Annotated in this window: 6 protein-coding genes; 2 read left to right on the top strand and 4 right to left on the bottom strand. The window is 62.9% G+C overall.

Features of this window, described 5'->3' with window-relative positions; genetic code table 11:
- Both AC1MDC_RS17940 and AC1MDC_RS17945 read left to right on the top strand, forming a co-directional pair.
- Entirely contained in the window at window positions 1–13623 is a 13623-nt protein-coding gene (locus AC1MDC_RS17940; RefSeq protein WP_480393430.1) for a non-ribosomal peptide synthase/polyketide synthase, read from the top strand.
- Window positions 13624–13686: 63 nt separating this feature from the next.
- On the top strand, window positions 13687–14634 hold the full coding sequence (locus AC1MDC_RS17945; protein ID WP_480393431.1) for an alpha/beta hydrolase: 948 nt from the start codon (window positions 13687–13689) through the stop codon (window positions 14632–14634).
- Window positions 14635–14895: 261 nt separating this feature from the next.
- Here AC1MDC_RS17945 and AC1MDC_RS17950 read toward each other — a convergent pair whose 3' ends face one another.
- The 4 genes from AC1MDC_RS17950 to pvdN all read right to left on the bottom strand — a co-directional run bounded on the left by AC1MDC_RS17950 (window position 14896) and on the right by pvdN (window position 21449).
- Window positions 14896–17322, bottom strand: a complete 2427-nt coding sequence (locus tag AC1MDC_RS17950) for a TonB-dependent siderophore receptor (RefSeq protein ID WP_480393432.1) — start codon at window positions 17320–17322, stop codon at window positions 14896–14898.
- 154 nt (window positions 17323–17476) lie between these two features.
- On the bottom strand, window positions 17477–19126 hold the full coding sequence (locus tag AC1MDC_RS17955; RefSeq protein WP_480393433.1) for a cyclic peptide export ABC transporter: 1650 nt from the start codon (window positions 19124–19126) through the stop codon (window positions 17477–17479).
- A gap of 118 nt (window positions 19127–19244) precedes the next feature.
- A complete protein-coding gene (pvdO, locus tag AC1MDC_RS17960; protein ID WP_480393434.1) occupies window positions 19245–20138 on the bottom strand; it encodes a dihydropyoverdine dehydrogenase in 894 nt (297 codons plus the stop codon).
- 30 nt (window positions 20139–20168) lie between these two features.
- Window positions 20169–21449: a pyoverdine-tailoring periplasmic protein PvdN gene (gene pvdN / locus AC1MDC_RS17965; RefSeq protein ID WP_085703515.1), complete on the bottom strand. Its 1281-nt coding sequence runs from the start codon at window positions 21447–21449 to the stop codon at window positions 20169–20171.
- Window positions 21450–21461: the final 12 nt, after the last annotated feature.

Consider the following 21461-nt stretch of genomic DNA (forward strand, 5'->3'; position numbering starts at 1 on the left):
ATGCAGCAGTTGATTGAATCGGTAGGCGCGCTTTCTCCTGAGAAACGCAAGGCGCTGGCGATTCTACTGGGCAAACAGGGCATTAACCTTTATGGCATCGCGCCGATTTTCCGGCGCGCCGAAGGTGAACCGCTGCTTTTGTCGTATGCCCAGGAGCGGCAGTGGTTTCTCTGGCAGATGGAGCCGGATAGCGCGGCGTACCACATTCCCACGGCGTTGCGCTTGCGCGGCGCCCTGGACATGGCGGTGCTGCAGCGCAGTTTCGATACGCTGATCGAGCGTCACGAAAGTCTGCGCACCGGGTTTGCCCGAGGTGATCAGGACAGGGCCATTCAGCTGATCAAGGCACCGTTTGCCTTGCAGATCGAGGTTCGCGAGCTGGAGGGCGAAGTCGATGAGCCGCGTTTGCGTGCGGCCATCGAAGCCGAGATTGCCCGCCCGTTCGATCTGGAACAGGACACCTTGCTGCGGGTCTGCCTGCTGCGGCTGGCACCGGACGATCACGTTCTGGTGATGGTGCAACATCACATCATTTCCGATGGCTGGTCGATGCAAGTGATGGTCGGCGAACTGATCGAACTCTATGCCGGGTTCAGTCAGGGCGCACCGGCCACGCTGGCACCGTTGCCGATCCAGTACGCCGATTTCGCCCAGTGGCAACGCAGCTGGATGGACGCCGGTGAGCGCGAGCGGCAATTGAGCTATTGGGTCGAACATCTGGGCTCGGATCCGGGCGTGCTGGAACTGCCGGCCGATCATCCGCGCCCGCTGGTGCAAAGCTATCGCGGTGCACGTCTGGACATGCAGCTGGACGCGGCGTTGAGCAAAGGCCTGCAGGACCTTGCGCGCCGTGAAGGCGTGACGATGTTCATGCTGTTGCTGGCCGCGTTCCAGACCTTGCTGCATCGCTACAGCGGTCAGGACGACATTCGCATCGGCGTGCCGATTGCCAACCGCAACCGCGCGGAAACCGAAGGGCTGATCGGCTTTTTCGTCAACACCCAGGTTTTGCGCGCCACCCTCGACAGCAGCATGACGTTCAGCGCCTTGCTGGCCCAGGCCAGGCAAGCGGCGCTGGGCGCGCAGGCGCATCAGGATCTGCCGTTCGAGCAATTGGTCGAAGCCCTGGCGCCGGAACGCAGCCTGAGCCGCAGCCCGTTGTTCCAGGTGATGTTCAACCATCAGAGTGGCGCGCGGCAGGCCCGGCAGGCCATGCAGTTGCCGGGGCTGGCGGTTGAAAGCGTGAACTGGGACAGCCTCACGGCGCAGTTCGACCTGACCCTGGAAACCCACGAATCGCCGGAGGGCGTGTGGGCCTCGCTGATCTACGCCACGGACCTGTTCGAAGCCGCCTCCATCGAGCGTATGGGCAGGCATTTGCAGGCGTTGCTCAAGGGCATCGTCAGCGATGCGCAACAACGTGTCGGCGAATTGCCGTTGCTCGATGCCAGTGAGCGGCAGGTATTGCTGCACGACTGGAACCCTGTCGACGCACCGTTTGCCAGCGACCTGTGCATTCATCAGTTGATCGCCCGGCAGGCCGCGCAGACCCCGGATGCACGCGCGGTGACGTTCGCCGAGCGGCATCTGACCTATGCCGAGCTTGAAGCACGGGCCAACCCGTTGGCGCATGCGTTGATCGAGCGAGGCGTCGGTCCGGAGGTGCGCGTCGGCGTGGCGATGCAGCGTTCGGAGAATCTGCTGGTCGCGCTGCTGGCCGTGCTCAAGGCCGGGGGCGTGTACGTGCCGCTCGACCCGGATTACCCGGCCGACCGCGTCGCCTACATGCTCGAAGACAGCCGGGCGCTGTGCCTGCTGACCGAACGGGACGTCGCCGCCAGTCTGGCGACAGCGGCGGACACCGACGTGCTGCTGATGGACAACGCCGCCGAGGATTTCGCCGCGTATCCGGCGCATGCGCCGCAAACGCGGGTGTCGGCCGACAACCTGGCGTATGTGATTTACACCTCCGGTTCGACCGGCAAACCGAAAGGCGTGGCGATTGCCCATCGCAACGTGCTGGCGCTGATCGACTGGTCGCAATCGGTGTACAGCCGCGACGATATTCAAGGCGTGCTGGCCTCGACGTCGGTGTGTTTCGACCTGTCGGTGTGGGAGCTGTTTGTCACTCTGGCCAACGGTGGTTCGCTGATCATCGCTCGCAATGCCCTGGAGTTGCCGCAGTTGCCGGCCCGCGATCAGGTGCGCCTGATCAACACCGTGCCGTCGGCGATTGCCGCCCTGCAACGCAGCGGCGAGATCCCGCCGAGCGTGCGCATCATCAATCTGGCCGGTGAGCCGCTCAAGCAGTCGCTGGTCGACACCTTGTATGCGCAACCGACGGTCGAGCATGTTTTCGACCTGTACGGCCCATCGGAAGACACCACCTATTCAACCTGGACACGGCGCACGGCGGGTGGCCAGCCGAGCATCGGCCGGCCGCTGAAACACACCGCCAGCTATGTCCTCGATGGCGAGTTGCAACCGGTGCCGCAAGGCGTCGCCGCCGAACTGTACCTGGCCGGTGCCGGCATCACCCGCGGTTATCTGGCCCGGCCGGCGTTGACCGCAGAAAAGTATCTGCCGAACCCGTTCGGCGCTCCGGGCGAGCGTTTCTACCGCACCGGTGACCTGACGCGTTATCAGCCTGACGGCAACCTGCAATACGTCGGGCGTATCGACCATCAGGTCAAGGTGCGTGGTTTCCGCATCGAGCTGGGTGAGATCGAAGCGCGTTTGCTGCAACAAGACACGGTGCGCGAGCTGGCGGTGCTGGCGCAGGAAGGCGCGAGCGGTCAGCAACTGGTCGCCTGCATCGTGCCGAGCGCTGCCCTGGGTAACGCCGAAGAACAAGCGCGACTGCGCGAAGTGCTCAAGACCGCTCTGCGCGAGCACCTGCCCGAATACATGGTGCCGGCGCATTGGCTGTTCCTCGAAAAACTGCCGCTGACCCCCAACGGCAAGCTTGATCGCAAGGCGCTGCCCAAACCTGACGCAGTGCTGGAGCAGCACACCTATCTGGCGCCGGGTAACGACAACGAACGGCAATTGTGCGAGATCTGGCAGGCCGTGCTCGGGCTGGAACAGGTGGGCGTCACGGATAACTTCTTTGCCCTTGGCGGCGACTCGATCATCTCCATCCAGGTGGTCAGCCGTGCGCGTCAGGCCGGCCTGCGCATCACTCCCAAGGATTTGTTCCAGTACCAGACCGTGCAAGGTCTGGCCCGGGTCGCCCAGCGTGGCGACGCGGCGTTCGGCATCGAGCAGGGCGCCGTCACCGGCAGCACGCCGTTGCTGCCGTTCCAGCAACGATTCTTCGAGCTGGCGATTCCCGAGCGTCAGCGCTGGAACCAGTCGTTGCTGCTGAAACCTTCGCAAGCGGTCGACGCCGATGTCCTCGAGCACGCCTTGCAGGCACTGGTTGCGCATCACGACGTCTTGCGCCTGAGCTTCAGCGAAGGTGCCGAAGGCTGGACGGCCACGCACCGCGCGCCGGATAACCGGCCGTTGCTGCAACAGGCGAGCGTGCAGCACGCCGGCGAAATCGAAGCGGTGTGCGACGCCGCGCAAGGCAGCCTCGATTTGCAATACGGCCCGCTGTTGCGCGCCGTGCTGCTGAATGTGGCCGATGGCAGCCAGCGCCTGTTGCTGGCGATCCATCACCTGGTGGTCGACGGTGTGTCCTGGCGCGTGTTGCTGGAAGATTTGCAGAACGCTTGCGAGCAGCTGCAGAACGGCCAGACAGTCAAACTGCCGGCCAAGACCAGCCCGTTCAAGGACTGGGCGCAACGCCTGCAAACGTTCGCCGGTGGTGAGCTGCAACAGGAACTGACGTGGTGGGCCGGCCAGTTGGGCGAAGCGCCCTCCGACCTGCCTTGCGACAACCCTGCGGCAAGCTTGCAGAACCGTCACGCGGTGAGCGTGGAAACCCGCCTGAATGCGGATCAGACCCGCCAACTGTTGCAGCAGGCGCCCGCCGCCTATCGCACGCAGATCAACGATCTGCTGCTGACGGCGCTGGCGCGGGTGATCTGCCGCTGGACCGGTCAGGCCTCGACCCTGATCCAGCTCGAAGGTCATGGCCGTGAAGCGCTGTTCGACGACATCGACCTGAGCCGCACCGTGGGTTGGTTCACCAGCCTGTTCCCGGTGCGTCTGACCCCGGCCATGGGCCTGGCCGACTCGCTGAAGGCGGTCAAGGAACAGCTGCGTGGCGTACCGAACAAGGGCCTGGGTTTTGGTGCCCTGCGTTACCTGGGCGACGAACACGCGCGGCAGACGCTCGCCGCGCAGCCGGTGCCGCGCATTACCTTCAACTATCTGGGGCAGTTCGACAGCCAGTTCGACGAGGCCGCGCTGTTCGTGCCCGCCAGTGAAAGCACCGGCCGCGAGCAGAGTTCGCTGGCACCATTGGCCAACTGGCTGGACATCAACGGCAAGGTCTATGGCGGTGAGCTCAGCCTCAGCTGGTCGTTCAGCCACGAAATGTTCAATCAGGCGACGATCCAGCGTCTGGCTGACGACTATGCACAAGAGCTCAATGCGCTGATCGCCCATTGCTGTGAGGCGCACAACCGCGGTGTGACGCCGTCGGACTTCCCGCTGGCTGACCTGACTCAGGCGCAGCTCGATACGCTGATCACCGATCCGCCATCGGTGGACAACATCTATCCGCTGTCGCCGATGCAACAGGGCATGCTGTTTCACACCCTGTACGAACAGGGTTCGGGCGATTACATCAACCAGATGCGGGTGTCGGTGGAAGGGCTTGATGTCGAGCGTTTCCGTCAGGCCTGGCAAGCGGCGCTGGAGGCCCATGACATTCTGCGCACGCGGTTTGTCTGGGGCGGGTCGCAGGCTCAGCCGCTGCAAATCGTCGAACGCTCGGCCACGCTGCCGTTCACCGTTCACGACTGGCGCGGCCAACCGGACGAAGCGCTGGATGCGCTGGCCGAGGCCGAGCGCAACCGTCCGTTCGATCTGAACGAGGTGCCACTGTTGCGCCTGGTGGTGGTGCGCACCGCGCAAGACCGCCACGAACTGCTCTACACCAGCCACCACATTTTGCTCGACGGCTGGAGCAACTCGCAGTTACTCGGTGAAGTGCTGCAACGCTATGCCGGGCAGGTGCCTGCAGCGCCCATTGGCCGCTACAGCGATTACATCGCCTGGCTGCAGCGTCAGGACAGTCAGCTCAGCGAGCAATTCTGGCTCGAGCGTCTGGCTCAATTTGATGAGCCAACCCGCCTGGCCCAGGGGCTGGCGGATCGGTCGACGAGCGCCGAGGGCGGTACCGGGCACTATCAGCAGTGGATCGACGCCACGGGCACATTGCGCTTGAGCGAGTTTGCCCGTCAGCAAAAAGTCACCCTCAACACCCTGGTGCAAGCGGCGTGGCTGTTGCTGTTGCAACGTTACACCGGGCAATCGACCGTGGCCTTCGGCGCCACTGTGTCGGGGCGTCCGGCCAATCTGCCGGGGGTCGAGCAGCAGGTCGGCCTGTTCATCAACACCCTGCCGGTGATTGCCCGTCCAGAGCCGCAACTGACGGTCAGCCAGTGGCTGCAAACCGTGCAGGAGCTCAACGTAGGCCTGCGTGATTTCGAACACACGCCACTGGCCGATATCCAGCGCTGGTCGGGGCAGGGCAGCGATGGCCTGTTCGACAACCTGTTGGTGTTCGAGAACTACCCGATCTCCGAAGCGCTGGAGCAAGGCTCGTCGCTGGGTCTGAATTTCGGCGCGGTCGACACCCGTGAACAAACCAACTTCCCGCTGACGGTCGGGGTCAACCTCGGCGAAACCCTGTCGGTGCATTACAGCTTTGCCGCCGCCCGTTTCAGCGCGCAGGCGATTGTGCGTTTGCACGCGCAACTGGCTTCGTTGCTGGAGCAGTTCGTGCAGTCGGCGAATGCGCGTCTCGGCGCGTTGACCCTGCTCAGCGGTGAAGAACAGCGCCGTCTGCAGGACAGCAATCGTGCGCAACCGTGCACGGATCCGTTGCTGGTGCATCAGCGCATCGCGGTGATCGCGGCGCAGCAGGCGCAACGGGAAGCCGTGCGTTGCGGCGATCAGACGTTGACTTTCGCCGAGCTTGAAAGCCGGGCCAACCGCCTCGCGCATGTGCTGATCCATGAAGGCGTCGGGCCGGAAGTGCGTGTCGGCGTCGCCCTGCCGCGCAGCCCATCGATGCTGGTGGCCTTGCTCGCGGTGCTCAAGGCCGGCGGCGCCTATGTGCCACTGGATGCCGGTTATCCGCGCGAGCGCCTGGCCTATCTGATCGAAGATTCGGGCATCGCGCTGTTGCTCAGCGATTCGCAACTGCGCCCGCGGTTGCCGCTGAGCACCGGTTTGCGCGCACTGGATCTGGACACGTTGCCGACCGCCGAGTGGCCAGACGTGGCGCCGCAGGTCGAGGTGCACCCGCAAAACCTTGCTTACGTGATTTACACCTCCGGTTCCACCGGCCAGCCCAAGGGTGTATGCGTGGAACACGGACCGCTGGCGATGCATTGCCAGGCGATCGGTCAGCGCTATGAAATGACCCCGGACGATTGCGAGCTGCACTTCATGTCGTTCGCTTTCGACGGCGCTCATGAACGCTGGTTGACCCCACTGACCCATGGCTCGCGGCTGTTGCTGCGCGATGACAGTCTGTGGAGTCCGGAGCAGACCTATGCCGCCATGCAACAGCACGGCGTGACGGTGGCGGCGTTCCCGCCGGTGTACTTGCAGCAATTGGCCGAGCACGCCGAACAGGTCGGCCAGCCGCCAGCGGTGCGCATCTACTGTTTCGGCGGCGATGCCGTGCCCAACGACAGTTTCGAACGGGCGCGTGCGGCGCTGGCGCCGCAGCACATCATCAACGGTTACGGACCGACCGAAACCGTGGTCACCCCGTTGATCTGGAAGGCCGGGCGCGGCGACGTGTGCGGCGCGGCCTATGCGCCGATCGGTACGCGGATCGGCGACCGCAGCACCTGCGTGCTCAGCGCTGACCTCAACGCATTGCCACAGGGCGTGATGGGCGAGTTGTACCTGGGCGGCACCGGGCTGGCCCGGGGTTATCTGGACCGTCCGGCAATGACCGCCGAACGCTTCGTACCCGATCCGTTCGGGGCGCCGGGCAGTCGTCTGTACCGCAGCGGCGATCTGGTGCGTGAGCGCGCCGATGGCGTGTTCGACTATCAGGGCCGCGTCGACAATCAGGTGAAAATCCGTGGTTTCCGCATCGAACTGGGCGAAATCGAAGCACGCCTGCTGGAGTTGAGCCGCGTGCGTGAAGCCGTGGTGCTGGCGCACGCCGGGCCGAGCGGCAAGCAACTGGTGGCCTATCTGGTACCGACGCAGCCGGTGGAGGAGGCACAACTGGGCGAATGGCGCGACAGCGTGCGCGACGCCCTCAAGGAGAGTCTGCCGGCGCACATGGTGCCGGCGCACTTGATGGTGCTGTCGAACCTGCCGGTGACCCCGAACGGCAAACTGGACCGCAAGGCGCTGCCGGCACCGGACGCCAGCCTGATGCAGAACAGCTACGTGGCGCCGCGCAATGACATGGAGCAACGCATCGCCACGATCTGGGCCGATGTCCTGCGCCTTGAGCGGGTCAGCGCCACAGACAACTTCTTCGAACTGGGTGGTGATTCGATCATCTCGATTCAAGTGGTCGGCCGTGCGCGGCAGGCCGGTATCCAGTTCACGCCCAAGGATCTGTTCCAGCACCAGACCGTGCAGGCACTGGCGGCGGTCGCACAATCGGGCGGCACGGTGCTGAGCATCGATCAGGGGCCGGTCAGCGGGGCGACGCCGTTGTTGCCGTTCCAGCAATGGTTCTTCGCCAGCGAGATCCCCGAGCGGCATCACTGGAACCAGTCGCTGCTGCTCAAACCGGCGATGACTCTGCATGCCGGGACCGTCGCGCAGGTGCTTCAGGCACTGGTTGCGCATCACGATGCCTTGCGCCTGTCGTTCATTGAAACGACTGAAGGCTGGACCGCCACGCACCGCCCGCCCGAGCCTGTGCAGGAACTGCTCTGGCAGCGCACGCTGACGGATTCGGCTGACATCGAAGGGATCTGTCAGCAGGCCCAGGGCAGTCTCGATCTGCTCGACGGGCCGCTGCTGCGCGGTGTGTTGTTCGATCTGCCGGATCACACTCAGCGTTTGATGCTGGTGGTGCATCACCTGGTGGTCGACGGTGTCTCGTGGCGGATCCTGCTGGAAGATCTGCAAACCGCATTCAGCCAGATCCAGGCCGGGCGCGAGGTCGCGTTGCCGGCCAAGACCAGCGCCTTCAAAGCCTGGGCCGAACGCTTGCAGGCACACACCGCCAGCCTCGATGACGAGCAGGCCTTCTGGCGTGAGCACTTGCGCGGGGCGACCGCCACTTTGCCGTGCGAACGTCCGGACGGCAGCCTGGAAAACCGCTACGCGCAAAGTGTGCAGACGCGCCTTGCGCCGGAGCTGACCCGACAATTGTTGCAACAGGCCCCGGCGGCTTATCGCACGCAGGTCAACGACTTGCTGTTGACCGCACTGGCGCGGGTCATCAGTCGCTGGAACGGGCATGATTCGGCACTGATTCAGCTGGAAGGTCATGGTCGTGAAGACCTGTTCGACGATATCGATCTGAGCCGCACCCTCGGCTGGTTCACCAGCGTGTTCCCGGTACACCTGACGCCGGCCAGCGGTTTCGCTGAATCGATCAAACAGATCAAGGAGCAACTGCGTGCGATTCCCGACAAGGGCATCGGTTTTGGCGCCTTGCGTTATCTGGGCGATGCCTCGGCGCGTGAGGCGCTGGCAGCGCTGCCTGTGCCCAAAATCACCTTCAACTACCTTGGCCAGTTCGATAGCCAGTTCGACGAAGCCGCGCTGTTCCTGCCGGCCGGCGAAAGTGCCGGCAGTGACCTCGGCGAACGGGCCCCGCTGGGCAACTGGCTGTCGGTCAACGGTCAGGTGTATGGCGGTGAACTGAGCCTGTCGTGGAGCTTCAGCGAGCAAATGTTCGACAGCGCGACCGTGCAGGCTGTGGCCGATGAATACGGGCGTGAACTGACGGCGCTGATCGAACACTGCGTGACCCCGGGCAACCACGGCCTGACGCCGTCGGACTTCCCGCTGGCAGCGCTGGACCAGGCACGTCTGGACGGTTTGCCGGTGCCGGTCGCGGACATCGAAGACATCTATCCGTTGTCGCCGATGCAGCAGGGCATGCTGTTCCACACCTTGTCCGATGATGGCGACGATCTTTACGTCAACCAGCTCAACCTGTCGGTCGAAGGCCTCGATATCGAGCGCTTCCGTGCCGCGTGGGAATGCGTGGTGCAGCGTCACGAAATCCTGCGCACGTCGTTCCACTGGCAAGACAGCCAGGCGTCACCGGTGCAGGTCGTCCACCGTCAGGGCATTGTTGACCTGCAAGCGCTGGACACGCCGATGGATGAGGCGCAACTCGCCGAGTTCGCCCGCCAGCAGCGGGTTCAGGGTTTTGAGCTGGATCGCATGCCGTTGCAACGCACGCGCCTGATTCGTCTGGACGCCGACAAGTACCAGTTGATCTGGACCAGCCATCACATCCTGATGGACGGCTGGAGCAGTTCGCAGTTGTTCGGCGAAGTCCTGCAGCACTACGCCACCGGCCAGATCGAGGGCGAGAGCGGTCGTTACCGCGACTTTATCGCGTGGTTGCAGCAGCAGGATTCGGCGCAACTCGAGCAGTTCTGGCGCGGCCACTTGCAGACACTGGTGGAACCGACCGCGCTGAGCCAGGCGATGCACCCGCGTCACGAATCCGCCGAGCACGGCCACCAGGCGTTGTACACCCGTTGGGATGCACAGCAGACCGCCTTGTTGCAGCAGCATTGCCGGGCTCAGGGCATTACCGCCAACACCTTGATTCAAGGCGCATGGTTGCTGCTGTTGCAGCGCTACACCGGTCAGCACAGCGTGGCATTCGGTGCCACCGTGGCCGGGCGCCCGGAAGGGTTGCCGAATGCCGGCAACATGCTGGGGCTGTTCATCAACACCTTGCCGGTGATCCAGACCCTCGATCCGGCGCAGCCGCTGAATGCCTGGCTGAGCAGTCTGCAGGCCTATAACCTCGATCTGCGTGAACATGCTCACGCACCGCTGGCGGATATTCAGCGCTGGTCGGGGCAGGGCGGGCAAGCCTTGTTCGACAGCATCATCGTGTTCGAGAACTACCCGATCGACCAGCGTCTGGAACAGGCACCGGGCGGCCTGCGCTTCGGCGCCTCGGCGAGCCATGACGTGACCAACTTCCCGATGGACCTGGCGGTGCATCTGGGAGAAGAGTTCTCCATCGAGTACCTGTTCCTGCGTGATCGTTTCAGTGTCGAAGCGGTCGAGCGGATCCGCCAGACCATGGAAGTGTTGCTGCACAGCATGATGCGGCAGCCGACGGAGCGTCTGGGCAACCTGCAGCGTCTGGCCGCGCCACAATGGCAGGCCTTGCAGCAGTGGGGCGCAGAACCGGCGGCGGTGCATCGGCGCGCGCTGTTGCCGGCGATGATTGCCGCGCAACGCCCTGAGGCCATTGCCGCCGAATGTGGTGACGAGCAGTTGAGCTACGCGCAACTCGAGTGCCGTGCCAATCAGCTGGCGCATCATTTGATCGCCGCGGGTGCCGGTCCGGAAGTGCTGATCGGTGTCGCACTGGAACGTTCGCTCGACATGCTGGTGGCTCTGCTCGCCGTGTTCAAAAGCGGCGCTGCCTATGTGCCGCTGGACATCGACTATCCGGCCGATCGCCTGGCTTTCATGATCGAAGACTCCGGCATGCGTCAGATGATCAGCCGTGGCGCCGCCAGCCAGCGTTTGCCATTGCCGGCGAACCTGCCATTGCTTGATCTCGACCTTTTCGACGGCAATCAGTACCCCGACACGGCCCCGCAAGTACAGACCTGTGATGACAGCCTCGCCTACCTGATCTACACCTCGGGCTCCACCGGTTTGCCCAAAGGTGTGGCGGTGACCCACGGACCGCTGAGCATGCATTGCCAGGCAATCCGTGAGTTGTACGAGATGGATGCCGGCACGCGCGAATTGCACTTCATGTCGTTCGCGTTCGACGGCGCCCATGAACGCTGGCTGACCACGCTGGCCTTTGGCGGCACGCTGGTGCTGCGCGATCATGAACTGTGGACACCGGAGCAGACCAGCCACGCCTTGCTCAACCGTTCGATCGATATTGCCTGCTTCCCGCCGGCCTACCTCAAACAGGTGGCCGAGTATGTCGAGGCCAGCGGCATGGCCGTGCCGAAGGTGCGCATTTACTGCCTTGGGGGTGACGCGGTGCCGGAGCAGACCCTGGCGCAAGTGCGCCGCGTGTTGCAGCCGCAGTTCATCACCAACGGTTACGGCCCGACCGAAACCGTGGTCACGCCAATGCTCTGGAAAGCGCCGAACGATGAAGCCTGCGCTGCCGCCTATGCGCCGATCGGGCGAGTGGTCGGCCAACGCTCGCTGTGGGTACTGGACGACGATCTCAATCCGCTGCCACAGGACTTGTCCGGCCAGTTGTATATCGGCGGCTACGGGGTTGCCCGTGGTTACCATGGCCGTGCGGCCATCACCGCCGAGCGCTTCGTGCCGGATCCGTTCGGGGCACCGGGCAGCCGTCTGTACCGCAGCGGCGACCTGGTGCGCCTGCGCCATGACGGCATCCTCGATTACGTCGGCCGCGCCGACCATCAGGTGAAGATTCGCGGTTTCCGCATCGAACTGGGTGAAATCGAAGCCTGCCTGCGCGCTCAGGACGGTGTCACCGATGCCGTGGTCATCGCCCGTGACGGCGTCTCCGGCAAACAGTTGATCGGCTATGTGGTCAGCACCGACGACAACGCCGGCGAGCGTCTGAAGACCCTGTTGCGCGCACAGTTGCCCGAATACATGGTGCCGCTGCAGATCATGAGTCTGGCGCGCCTGCCGATCTCGCCGAACGGCAAACTGGACCGCAAGGCGCTGCCCGAGCCTGAGTTTTGCGCCGATCAATATCAGGCGCCGCGCAACGAGCAGGAAGCGTGGCTGGCCGAGATCTGGGCCGATGTCCTGCAAGTGGAGCAGGTCGGCATCAGCGACAACTTCTTCGAGTTGGGCGGTGATTCGATTCTCAGCCTGCAAGTGATTTCCCGGGCGCGGAACCATCCGCAACTGAAACTGGACATCAAGCTGCGCGACCTGATGCGCTTCCAGACCATTGGCAACCTGTTCGACCAGCAAGCGGTCGCGCGCTCGAGCCAGACCGCCGACAGCAGTCATGTAGCTCAGGCGGGGGCGTTTGGTCTGTTGCCGATCCAGGAATGGTTCTTCGCCGAGGGGATGAGCGAACCGCATCATTTCAACCAGGCGATGATGCTGCGTTCGCGCCAGGCGCTGGATGCCCCGGCGCTGGAGCAGACGCTGCGGTTGATGCTGGCGCAGCACGACTCATTGCGGCTGCGCTTCTATCAGGATCAGGGCCGCTGGTTGCAGCACTATCAAACGCTGCAGGACAGCTTGTGCATCGCCGGGCACAACCCGTTGCTGTGGCAGCGTGAGATCAGCGACATCGAGCAACTCGACGCACTGGTCAATGAAGCCCAGCGCAGCCTCAACCTGCTCGAAGGGCCACTGATGCGCGGCCTGCTGGTGAATCTGCCGGACGGCGAGGTGCGCTTGCTGTTGGTGGTGCATCACCTGGTAATCGATGCGGTGTCGTGGCGGGTGTTCCTGCAAGACCTGCAACTCGCGTACGAGGCGTTCAGCCAGGGTCGCGAGCCGCAACTGGCGCAGCGCACCAGCAGCTATCGCGCCTGGGCCGATGGCCTGGCGGCGCAGGTGCCGGCACTGGTCGGGCAAGAGCTGGATTACTGGCTCGGACAACTGGATCAGCCGGGCAAGGATCTGCCGTGTGACAACCCGCGCGGCAAGAACCTGGTGCGTTTTCGCGAAGAAACGTTCATGGGGCTCGACGCCACCCGCACCGGGCAACTGCTCAAACAGGCGCCGGCGGTGTACGGCACCCAGATCAACGATCTGCTGCTGACCGCCCTCGGTCGTGTGCTGTGTCGCTGGAGCGAGGCCGAGTCGGTGCTGGTGCAACTGGAAGGGCACGGTCGTGAGGACCTGGTCGAAGGTCTGGATCTGAGCCGCACGCTTGGCTGGTTCACCACCATGTTCCCGGTGCGGCTGGCGCCGTTGGCGGAGCAGGATTTTGGCGCTTCGATCCTGGCGGTCCGCGAGCAGTTGGCTGCTGTGCCGCAGAAAGGCGTCGGCTACGGCGCGCTGCGCTACATGGCGGATGCATCGGTGCAACAGCGTCTGGCGGCGTTGCCCCAGGCGCGGCTGACCTTCAACTATCTGGGACAGTTCGACCAGACCTTTGACGAGCAGGCGATGTTGATGCCGGCGCACGAGCACATCGGCGATGTCTACAGCCTGGATGCCAACCTCGGCAACTGGCTGGAAATTGTCGGTCAGGTGTTCGACGGCAAGCTGTCGATGCGTTGCATGTACAGCACCCGTCGCTTCCGCCCAAGCACCATCGAGACCTTGATGCAGCAGTATCAGGCCGAGCTGGAAGCGCTGGTCGAGCATTGCCTGCAACAGTCGGCGGGTTGAGCCGGTCTTTAACTTTTTGAGAGGGCCGGTGCGCATTGTGCGCATCGGCCCGGGATGGGGTGCATGTCATTGAATTCGGAAGTAGCGGCGTTTCTTGATCTGGTCGAAGACAGTCGGAACGTTGCGTTTCACCAAGGGACACCCGAGCAGGCCCGGGAGGCGTTCGAGCAGTCCTCGCAACAGATGCGTTGGGAGGTGCCGGATGTCGAAGTGAGTGAGGTGCGACACCTTGCCCGCGACGGCGCCGAGCTGACCTTGCGGCTGTACCGTCCGTTGCACAAGGACGGTGTCTTGCCGGTGCTGCTGTTTTTGCACGGCGGTGGTTTCGTCGTCGGCAGCCTCGACTCCCACGACGGTATTTGCCGTGAGTTCTGCGCGCGCACACCGTGTGCGGTGCTGTCGGTGGGCTACCGCCGCGCGCCGGAACACAAATTCCCGGTGGCGTTGCACGATTGTGCCGATGCCCTGGATTGGCTGCGCGAACAGGCCGGCGAATTCGATCTCGATCTGTCGCGCCTGGTGTTTGGCGGCGACAGCGTCGGCGCCACGCTGGCGACCGTGCTGGCGCTTGAGGCGCGTGCGCCCGGCGCGCTGAAACCGTGCCTGCAATTGCTCTGCTACCCGGTGACCGACGCCTCGCAGCGCCGAGAGTCGATGGACTTGCTCGGTGAAGGCTACCTGCTGGAAAGCGAAACGCTGGAATGGTTCTACCAGCACTACGCCCGCAGCATCGAGGATCGCCGCGACTGGCGCTTCTCGCCACTGCTGAGCCCCGACCTCAACGGCGCAGCCCCGGCCTACGTGGCGCTGGCAGGCTTCGATCCGCTGGTCGATGAAGGCCGCGCCTACGCCGAGTGTCTGGCGGCGGCGGGCGGCTTGCTCGAATGCCGCGAGTTCGGCGGCCACGTGCATGACTTTTTACGCATGCGCATGGTCACCGAAGAGGTCGAGGCGATCTATCAGGAACTGGTGAGCGTGCTGCGCACCGTGATGTATCCCGAAACGGTCTGATCCGCCCTGGCCTGATGTGCGCTTCATTCCACATCAGGCCTTCAATACCCGTCCCTGTGGGAGCGAGCCTGCTCGCGAAGAGGCCGGTCGTGACGTCCGGTTTCAGGCGCTTGGCTGTTCCGGTTTGAAACCTTGTCTGCCGTTGGTGTAGTTCGAATTACACCTGGCTTCCTTCCGCATGCTTTGCTGTGTCATTAAACGTTCATCCCAAAAAAAGCGCCCCGGTCAGACCGGGGCGCTTTTTGTATTGCAGCGGTTAAATCAGAACGTGTACTTGAACCCGGTCATGATGTTGCGCGGTGCGCCGTACATCCCGTGGTCGCCGGCGTAGCTGAGGTATTCGCGGTCGAATACGTTGTTCAGGTTGACCGAGGCGCTGAGGTTTTTGCTGATGTCGTAGCGTGCCAGCAGGTTGGTGACGGCGTAGCTGCCTTGCTGGAAGGTATGCAGGTCGGCACCGGTCTTGCTCTGCCAGTTCACGCCGCCGCCGACGGTGACTTTGTCCAGGATGCCCGGCAGGCGATAGCTGGTGAAGGTCTTGAGGCTGTGACGGGGCAGGGTGGTGACGATGCGGTTGTCATCGGCATCGGTGCTGACGGCATAGGCGTAACCGGCAGACGCTTGCCAGCCTTCGGCCAGTTCGCCATCGAGGGTGAATTCAGCACCTTTGGTGGTGGTGCCCTGTTCGGACTTGTAGGTGTTGCCGCCCGGGGTGTCGATCCAGATCGCCAGGTTGTCCTGCTCGATCTTGAACAGCGCGAAGCTGGAGTTCAGCTTGCCATCGAAGTGGCTGCCCTTGACGCCGACTTCGTAGCCGGTGCCTTCCATCGGATCCAGAGGCTTGTTGTTGATGTCGCGAACCCAGGACGATTGCGGGTTGAAGATCTTGGTGTAGCTGGCATACAGCGACCAGGTGTCGTTGACGTCGTAGACCACACCCGCGTAAGGAATGTAGACACCGGTTTCCGATTCTTTGGTCTTGGTTTCTGCTGCGCCGTACGGCTTGTCTTCGGTGTCACGATGCCAGTCGACCACGCGGCTGCCGAGCAGGATGCTCAGGTCATCGGTGGCGCGCAGCCGGGTGGCCAGGTAAGCGGCGTATTGCGTTTCATCGACGGTAGATTTGCCGGTGACGTTGAATTCGGGTTTGACCGAGTTGCCGTTCCAGTTCAGCAGGTTGTCGATGGCACCGGCCGGGGAGCTGGAGTAGTCGTATTTCCAGCCACCGTAGCTCGGCACGTTTTCGTAGTAGTTGGACAGGGTCACACCGGCAATCAGCTCGTGCTCGCGTCCCAGCAGGCCGAACGGGCCGGTCAGGTAGGCGTCGATGTTGTTCTGGCGCGGGGTGCCGGAGAAGCGTACCGGCAGTTGGGTGGTGCCGCTGCCGTCGGGGTTCAGGGTGCCGTTTACGTAGTTGAAGACCTCGTCGAATTTGTTTTCGGAGTGAGTCAGTTCAACCTTGCCGCTCCAGCCATTGCCGAACTGTTGTTCGATCGAGGTGAAGAAGCTGGTTTGTTCGTGGTCGTTGTAAGACCAGGTCTGCGCCGAGTTCAGGGAACGCTTGAGGTTGGTGCGCGAACCGTCGGTGAAGCGCGTCGGCAGGCCCGAACGCATTGGCGAATCGACGTCGGTGCGCTGGTAGCTGAAGCCCATGGTCAGCAAGGTGTCTTCGCTCAGGTCGAATTCGGTGATGCCATACATCAGCTGCGAATCCTGCTTGTAGCGGTCAATCCAGGACTGTTCGGTCTTGAAGTCGCCGACCAGACGGCCACGGATGTTGCCGGTTTCGGTCAACGGCCCGGAGACATCGAAACCGGTGCCGTAGCGATCCCAGTTGCCGGCCTCGGCGGTGACGCTGGCCTGAGCCTCGGCGGTCGGGCGCTTGCGGATCAGGTTGATGGTGGCCGAAGGGCTGCCCAGGCCGCTGATCAGGCCGGTGGCGCCACGCACCACTTCCACCCGGTCGTACATCGCCATGCTCTGGGTGTAGTTGTCCATGCGCTTGACGGTCGGCACGCCGTCGATTTCGAAGTTCTGGATCTCGAAACCACGGGAGAAGTAGCCGTCGGACTCGGCGCCCTGACCGTCACGCAGCACGATGATGCCCGGAGTGGCGTCGAGGGTATCGCTGAGGTTGGTCAGGTGCTGGTCGTCCAGGCGCTGACGGGTCATGACGGTCAGTGACTGCGGGGTTTCCTTGGGAGTCAGGTTCAGGCGCGTCGAACTGCTGGACGAATATGTGGTGTACAGCCCGGACCCTTCAGTGGTCGAGCCCGGCGCCTTGCCGGAAATCGAGACCGCGCCCAGCTCCAGCGCGTTTCCCGCGTCTGCACCGGTGGCCGGCACCAGCGAAACCGAGTTGCCGGTCAGTTGATAGGTCATGCCGCTCCCCAGCAGCAAGTTGTCCAGCGCCTGTTTCGGTTCCAGGTGACCGGATACTGCGGTCGAGTTCAGGCCAGCCAGGGATTCCGGGCTGTAGAGAATCTGCAGATTGGCTTGTTGCCCAAGCTGTTGCAGTGCCCGGGACAGCGGTTGCGCAGGGATGTTGACGTCGACCGGCGTCGCTTGAACCTGGGTGCTGCCCAATAGCATCAGCGTCAGCAGAGCACCTGACAGCATTGCGCCACGCGGATTGCGGCGGGAGATGGCCTCGGCCAGAGGGGTGCGGGACAACTTTAAGGCTTGCATTTGCTCGGGATGCTCCTGAAGTGCGAGTGCAGTTTTATTAGTTAATGATAATTAGACGCAACACTGCGTAAAAACCGGAAAAAATCCCGCGACCCGCGAAGAACTCTGCTATCGCGCGAAAGCGGGATCAGCTCATCCCTGAGCGGTTGGCGTATCAGGCCGGGTTGAGCGCGGTTTTGACTTTGCCGGCATCCATGCGCACCAACTGGTCGGCGACATCGAAATAACGGTCATCGTGGGAGATCACGATGATGGTCTTGCCCAGTCGTTTGAGGTCGGGCAGCAGCTCGGTGTAGAAGATCCGGCGGAAGGTCGGGTCCTGATCCGCGGCCCATTCGTCGAACACCAGCACCGGGCGCTCCTCCAGCCACGCATTGACCAGCGCCAGACGCTTGCGCTGCCCGGTGGACAGGTCAGTGGTGGTGAAGCTGCCGTCCTGCACACTGACCTTGTGGGCGATTTCCAGGCGTTGCAGGTATTTGTTGGCATCGTCGGGAATGTGCGTATCGCCTTGCACCAGGTCATCGAACAGGTAGTAGTCGGCAAAGACCGTGGTGAACAACTGGCGGTAATCATCGCGGGTGAGGGCGGTCACGCATTCGCCGTTGAGGCGGATTTCTCCCTGCTGCGGCGGATACAGACCCAGCAGCAGTTTGATCAGGGTGGTCTTGCCGCAGCCGTTCTCGCCGACGATGAAGACGATGTCGCCTTGTTCGATCTTCAGATTCACCGGCCCCAGCGTGAACGGCTTGGCCTCGCCCACGGCCGGGAAGGCGTAGCGCACGTCTTTGAGTTCCAGGCTCTGCACCGGCTCGGCTTTCTGGCCCTGATCGCTGAGCAGCAGATGCGGCTCGGGCGAGGAGAATTGCGCCGACAGTTCAGCGATGCGGCGGAAGGCGATCTGCGCGCGGCTGACCACCGGCAAGGTGCCGACCAGGTGTTCCAGCGGACCTTTCATGTACAGCAGCACCAGAACAAAACCGCTCATCACGGTTTTGTCAGCGCTGGGCCAGAACGATTGCAGGGCCAGCGCCAGACCGATGACCACAAAGAACAGCATCGAGCCGAAACTCTTGGCAATCACGAACGTGTTGATCGATTTGATCTGGGTCTTGCAGATGAAATCGGCAGTGCCCTTGATGCCGCTGTTGAACATGCGCTGGCGGCGCGGGCGATGAATGCGCAGTTCCTTGGCGCCTTCGGCAATCGCGTTGTAGTGCTTTTGCAGTTCGTCTTCAGCGTCACGGGCGGCGAAGAAGCCCTTGATCCCGCGCCCCTGGGCGAAGTACTGGATGCCAGTGCCGATCAGGATCGCCACGACCATGATCAGGAACATTGGCCACGACAGCATCGCCAGGTAGCCCATGCAACCGAGGGTGACGGTCAGCGAGATGGCCAGGGGGGCGAAGGCGAAGGCGAAGTCGCTGATGGTGTCAACGTCATGCGTCAGCACCGGAATCAGGCGATGGCTGCGATAGCGTTCAATCTGCTCGATCGGTGCCGACAGCACTTTCTCGCCCAGCTGTTTGCGCAGGGTGGCGATGATGTGCTGGCCGACATAGTTGGTGCCGATGTCGGAACAGATCGAGCTGAGCAGTGCCAGCACGCACAGGCCGCCGAACAGCGCGACTACGCCTTGGGTCAGACCGGATTCGGAGTGCAGCGCATTATTGATGGTGGCCAGCAGGACCGTGACACTCAGGCCACCGACCATACCCAGAATGACCGACAGTGCGACGACGAGCCGAAAAGGTTTGAGTAGGGTGAACAATTCATGAATTGCACCGCGCGTAGGCTGGGTCATGACAGGACAGTTCCTTGGGTCGTAAGGCAGATACCCAGTAGAACGTCTGATCAGGTGCGTAATTTAGACGGTCGCCGACTGGCGGCGACCGGGGGAGGGGGAGAAGCGTTACTGCCGATTACAACTCACGCACGACACGGAAACCGATCCAGTCGCCACGGGTTTTCGGATCGATGTCGTTGCGGTTGCCCGAGCGGGAGAATACCGGCGCTTCACCCCAGTCATTGCCGCGAATGCGCAGGGTCTCGCAGTTGGGTTCAAGCCACGCGCTGCCATCGGTTGGCGCACCGTTGTAGTCCGGGTGATAGCAGTCTTCGACCCACTCATAGACATTGCCGTGCATGTCGTACAGGCCAAAGGCATTGGCCGGGTAGCTGCCCACCGGCGAGCTGAAGCTGTACCCGTCCGCCGGGCCGTAGGTGTTGGCGTGTTTGGCGATGCTGTAGCCCTTGCCCTCGTCGAACGGGAAGGGGAACGGTCCTTTGGATCCTGCCCGGGCACCGTATTCGCGCTGGGCTTCGCTAAGCATGTTGTATTTCTGCCCGGTTTTTTTCGACAGCCAGGCGACGTAGTTCTTGATGTCCTGGAAATCCATGCACACGGCCGGCTGACGCGGGGTTTGCGGGTAGCGCGGTTTGCTTGCGATGCACTCGCGACCAGGGCGCGTGTCGCCGTTGGCGATCACCGCACCGCTCTCGCGAATGTAGCTGTCCCATTCACCCGCGGTGATCTGGAAGCGGCTCATGGCGAAGGGTTTGGCGAAGGTCACTTCATGCATCGGGCCCTCGTCGGGTTCGCGGCCCACCTCATCCTCCGGCGTGCCCATGGTGAAGGTGCCGGCCGGCAGTACGACCATTTCCGGGCAGTCTTTGCAGTCCTTGAATACTTTGCCTGCGGCAGGCGGTGTCGCGGCCTGCGCGGCGCTCGGCAGCAGACCGGTCATGAGGGCGGCGAGGGCCAGTGCCTTGAGCGCGCTGGCGCCGTGGGCAGGGGTCAACAGATCACGTTTCATGAGTCATCTCGTTTAAAGGAAAGCGGAGTGTCACAACTGTTTGTCGAGTACGGCCATGAAACGCTCAATGTCGTTTTCGCTGTTCAGCAGGCCGGGCGCAATGCGGATCACCGGGCCGACGTCGCGTTCCACTGCGTCACACACCACGCGGTTTTGCATGAGCCGGGCGGCGACCTGATCGCAGTCGCGATCCTTGATCCGGAAGAAGGTGAAACCGGCGGACAGATCGGTGCTGCGGGGTGTCACCAGTTCAATCGAGCGGTGTTCCAGCAAGCGGTTCTTGGCGTAGGTGTTGAGTTCGTGAATGCGCGTTTGCACCTCGCGCTTGCCCAGCGACAAATGCAGCTTGAACGCTTCGTCCAGCGCCCAGCGGTGTTCGAAACTGTGATACCCGCCGGGGGTCATGATGGTCGAGAACGTGGTGGCTTCAGAGAAGGTCGGGATGGTCGGGGTGACGTCCTTGAGTTCGCTGGAGCGTGCGCAAATGATCCCGGTGCCGCGGGGGCCGAACATCCACTTGTGGGTGCCGGCGATAAAGAAGTCGCAGTGCATGTCGGGGAAGTCGAGGTCGTCGACACCGAAACCATGCACGCCGTCGACGACGTACAGGATGCGATCCTTTTCCTCTCGCTGGCGATTGTGCCGGTCCACCAGTTTGCCGATCTCGCCGATCGGCAGTTTCACGCCGCTGCCCGATTGCACCCAGGTCATGCCCAGTACGCGGGTTTCGGGGCGAATGCCCTGGTCGATACGGGTCAGTATTTCGTCGACGGACGCCTTTGCGCTGCTGTCGAACAACTTCAGTTTGCGCACCTTTACGCCATCTTTCTGTTGGCGATAACCCAGCGTGTAGTGGGTTGAGTAGTGCTCGTGTTCGGTGGTGAGAATTTCCTGATCGGCACGCACATGGATGCCGCCATAGATCAGCGCCAGACCTTCGGTGGTGCTGCCGGTGAGGGCGATCTGTTCGGGCTTGGCCTTGAGGTAACGACCGGCCCATTCGCGCACGGCTTGCTCGCGTTTTTCGGTTTCACCCAGATCCCAGTCCATCGCTCGTCCGGGATTGCGGTCGAGGGTCACTCGATAGCGTTCGATGGCTTCGCGTACCGGGCGCGGATGGGATGTCACGAGGAAGTTGGCGAAATGCAGGTAATCCGGATCCTGATCGAACAGCTGGCGCAATCGGTCCCATTTGTTCCCGGCGAGCGGTTGTGGGTTGGCGGCGCGGGCCGGCAGGTTGATGGCAGCGCCCAGGGGCAGGCCGGCGGCAAGGATGCCGGCCTGCTTGAGGAAAGAACGACGGTTGGTCATGAGTTCTGATCG

Source organism: Pseudomonas sp. 1 (assembly GCF_056626735.1).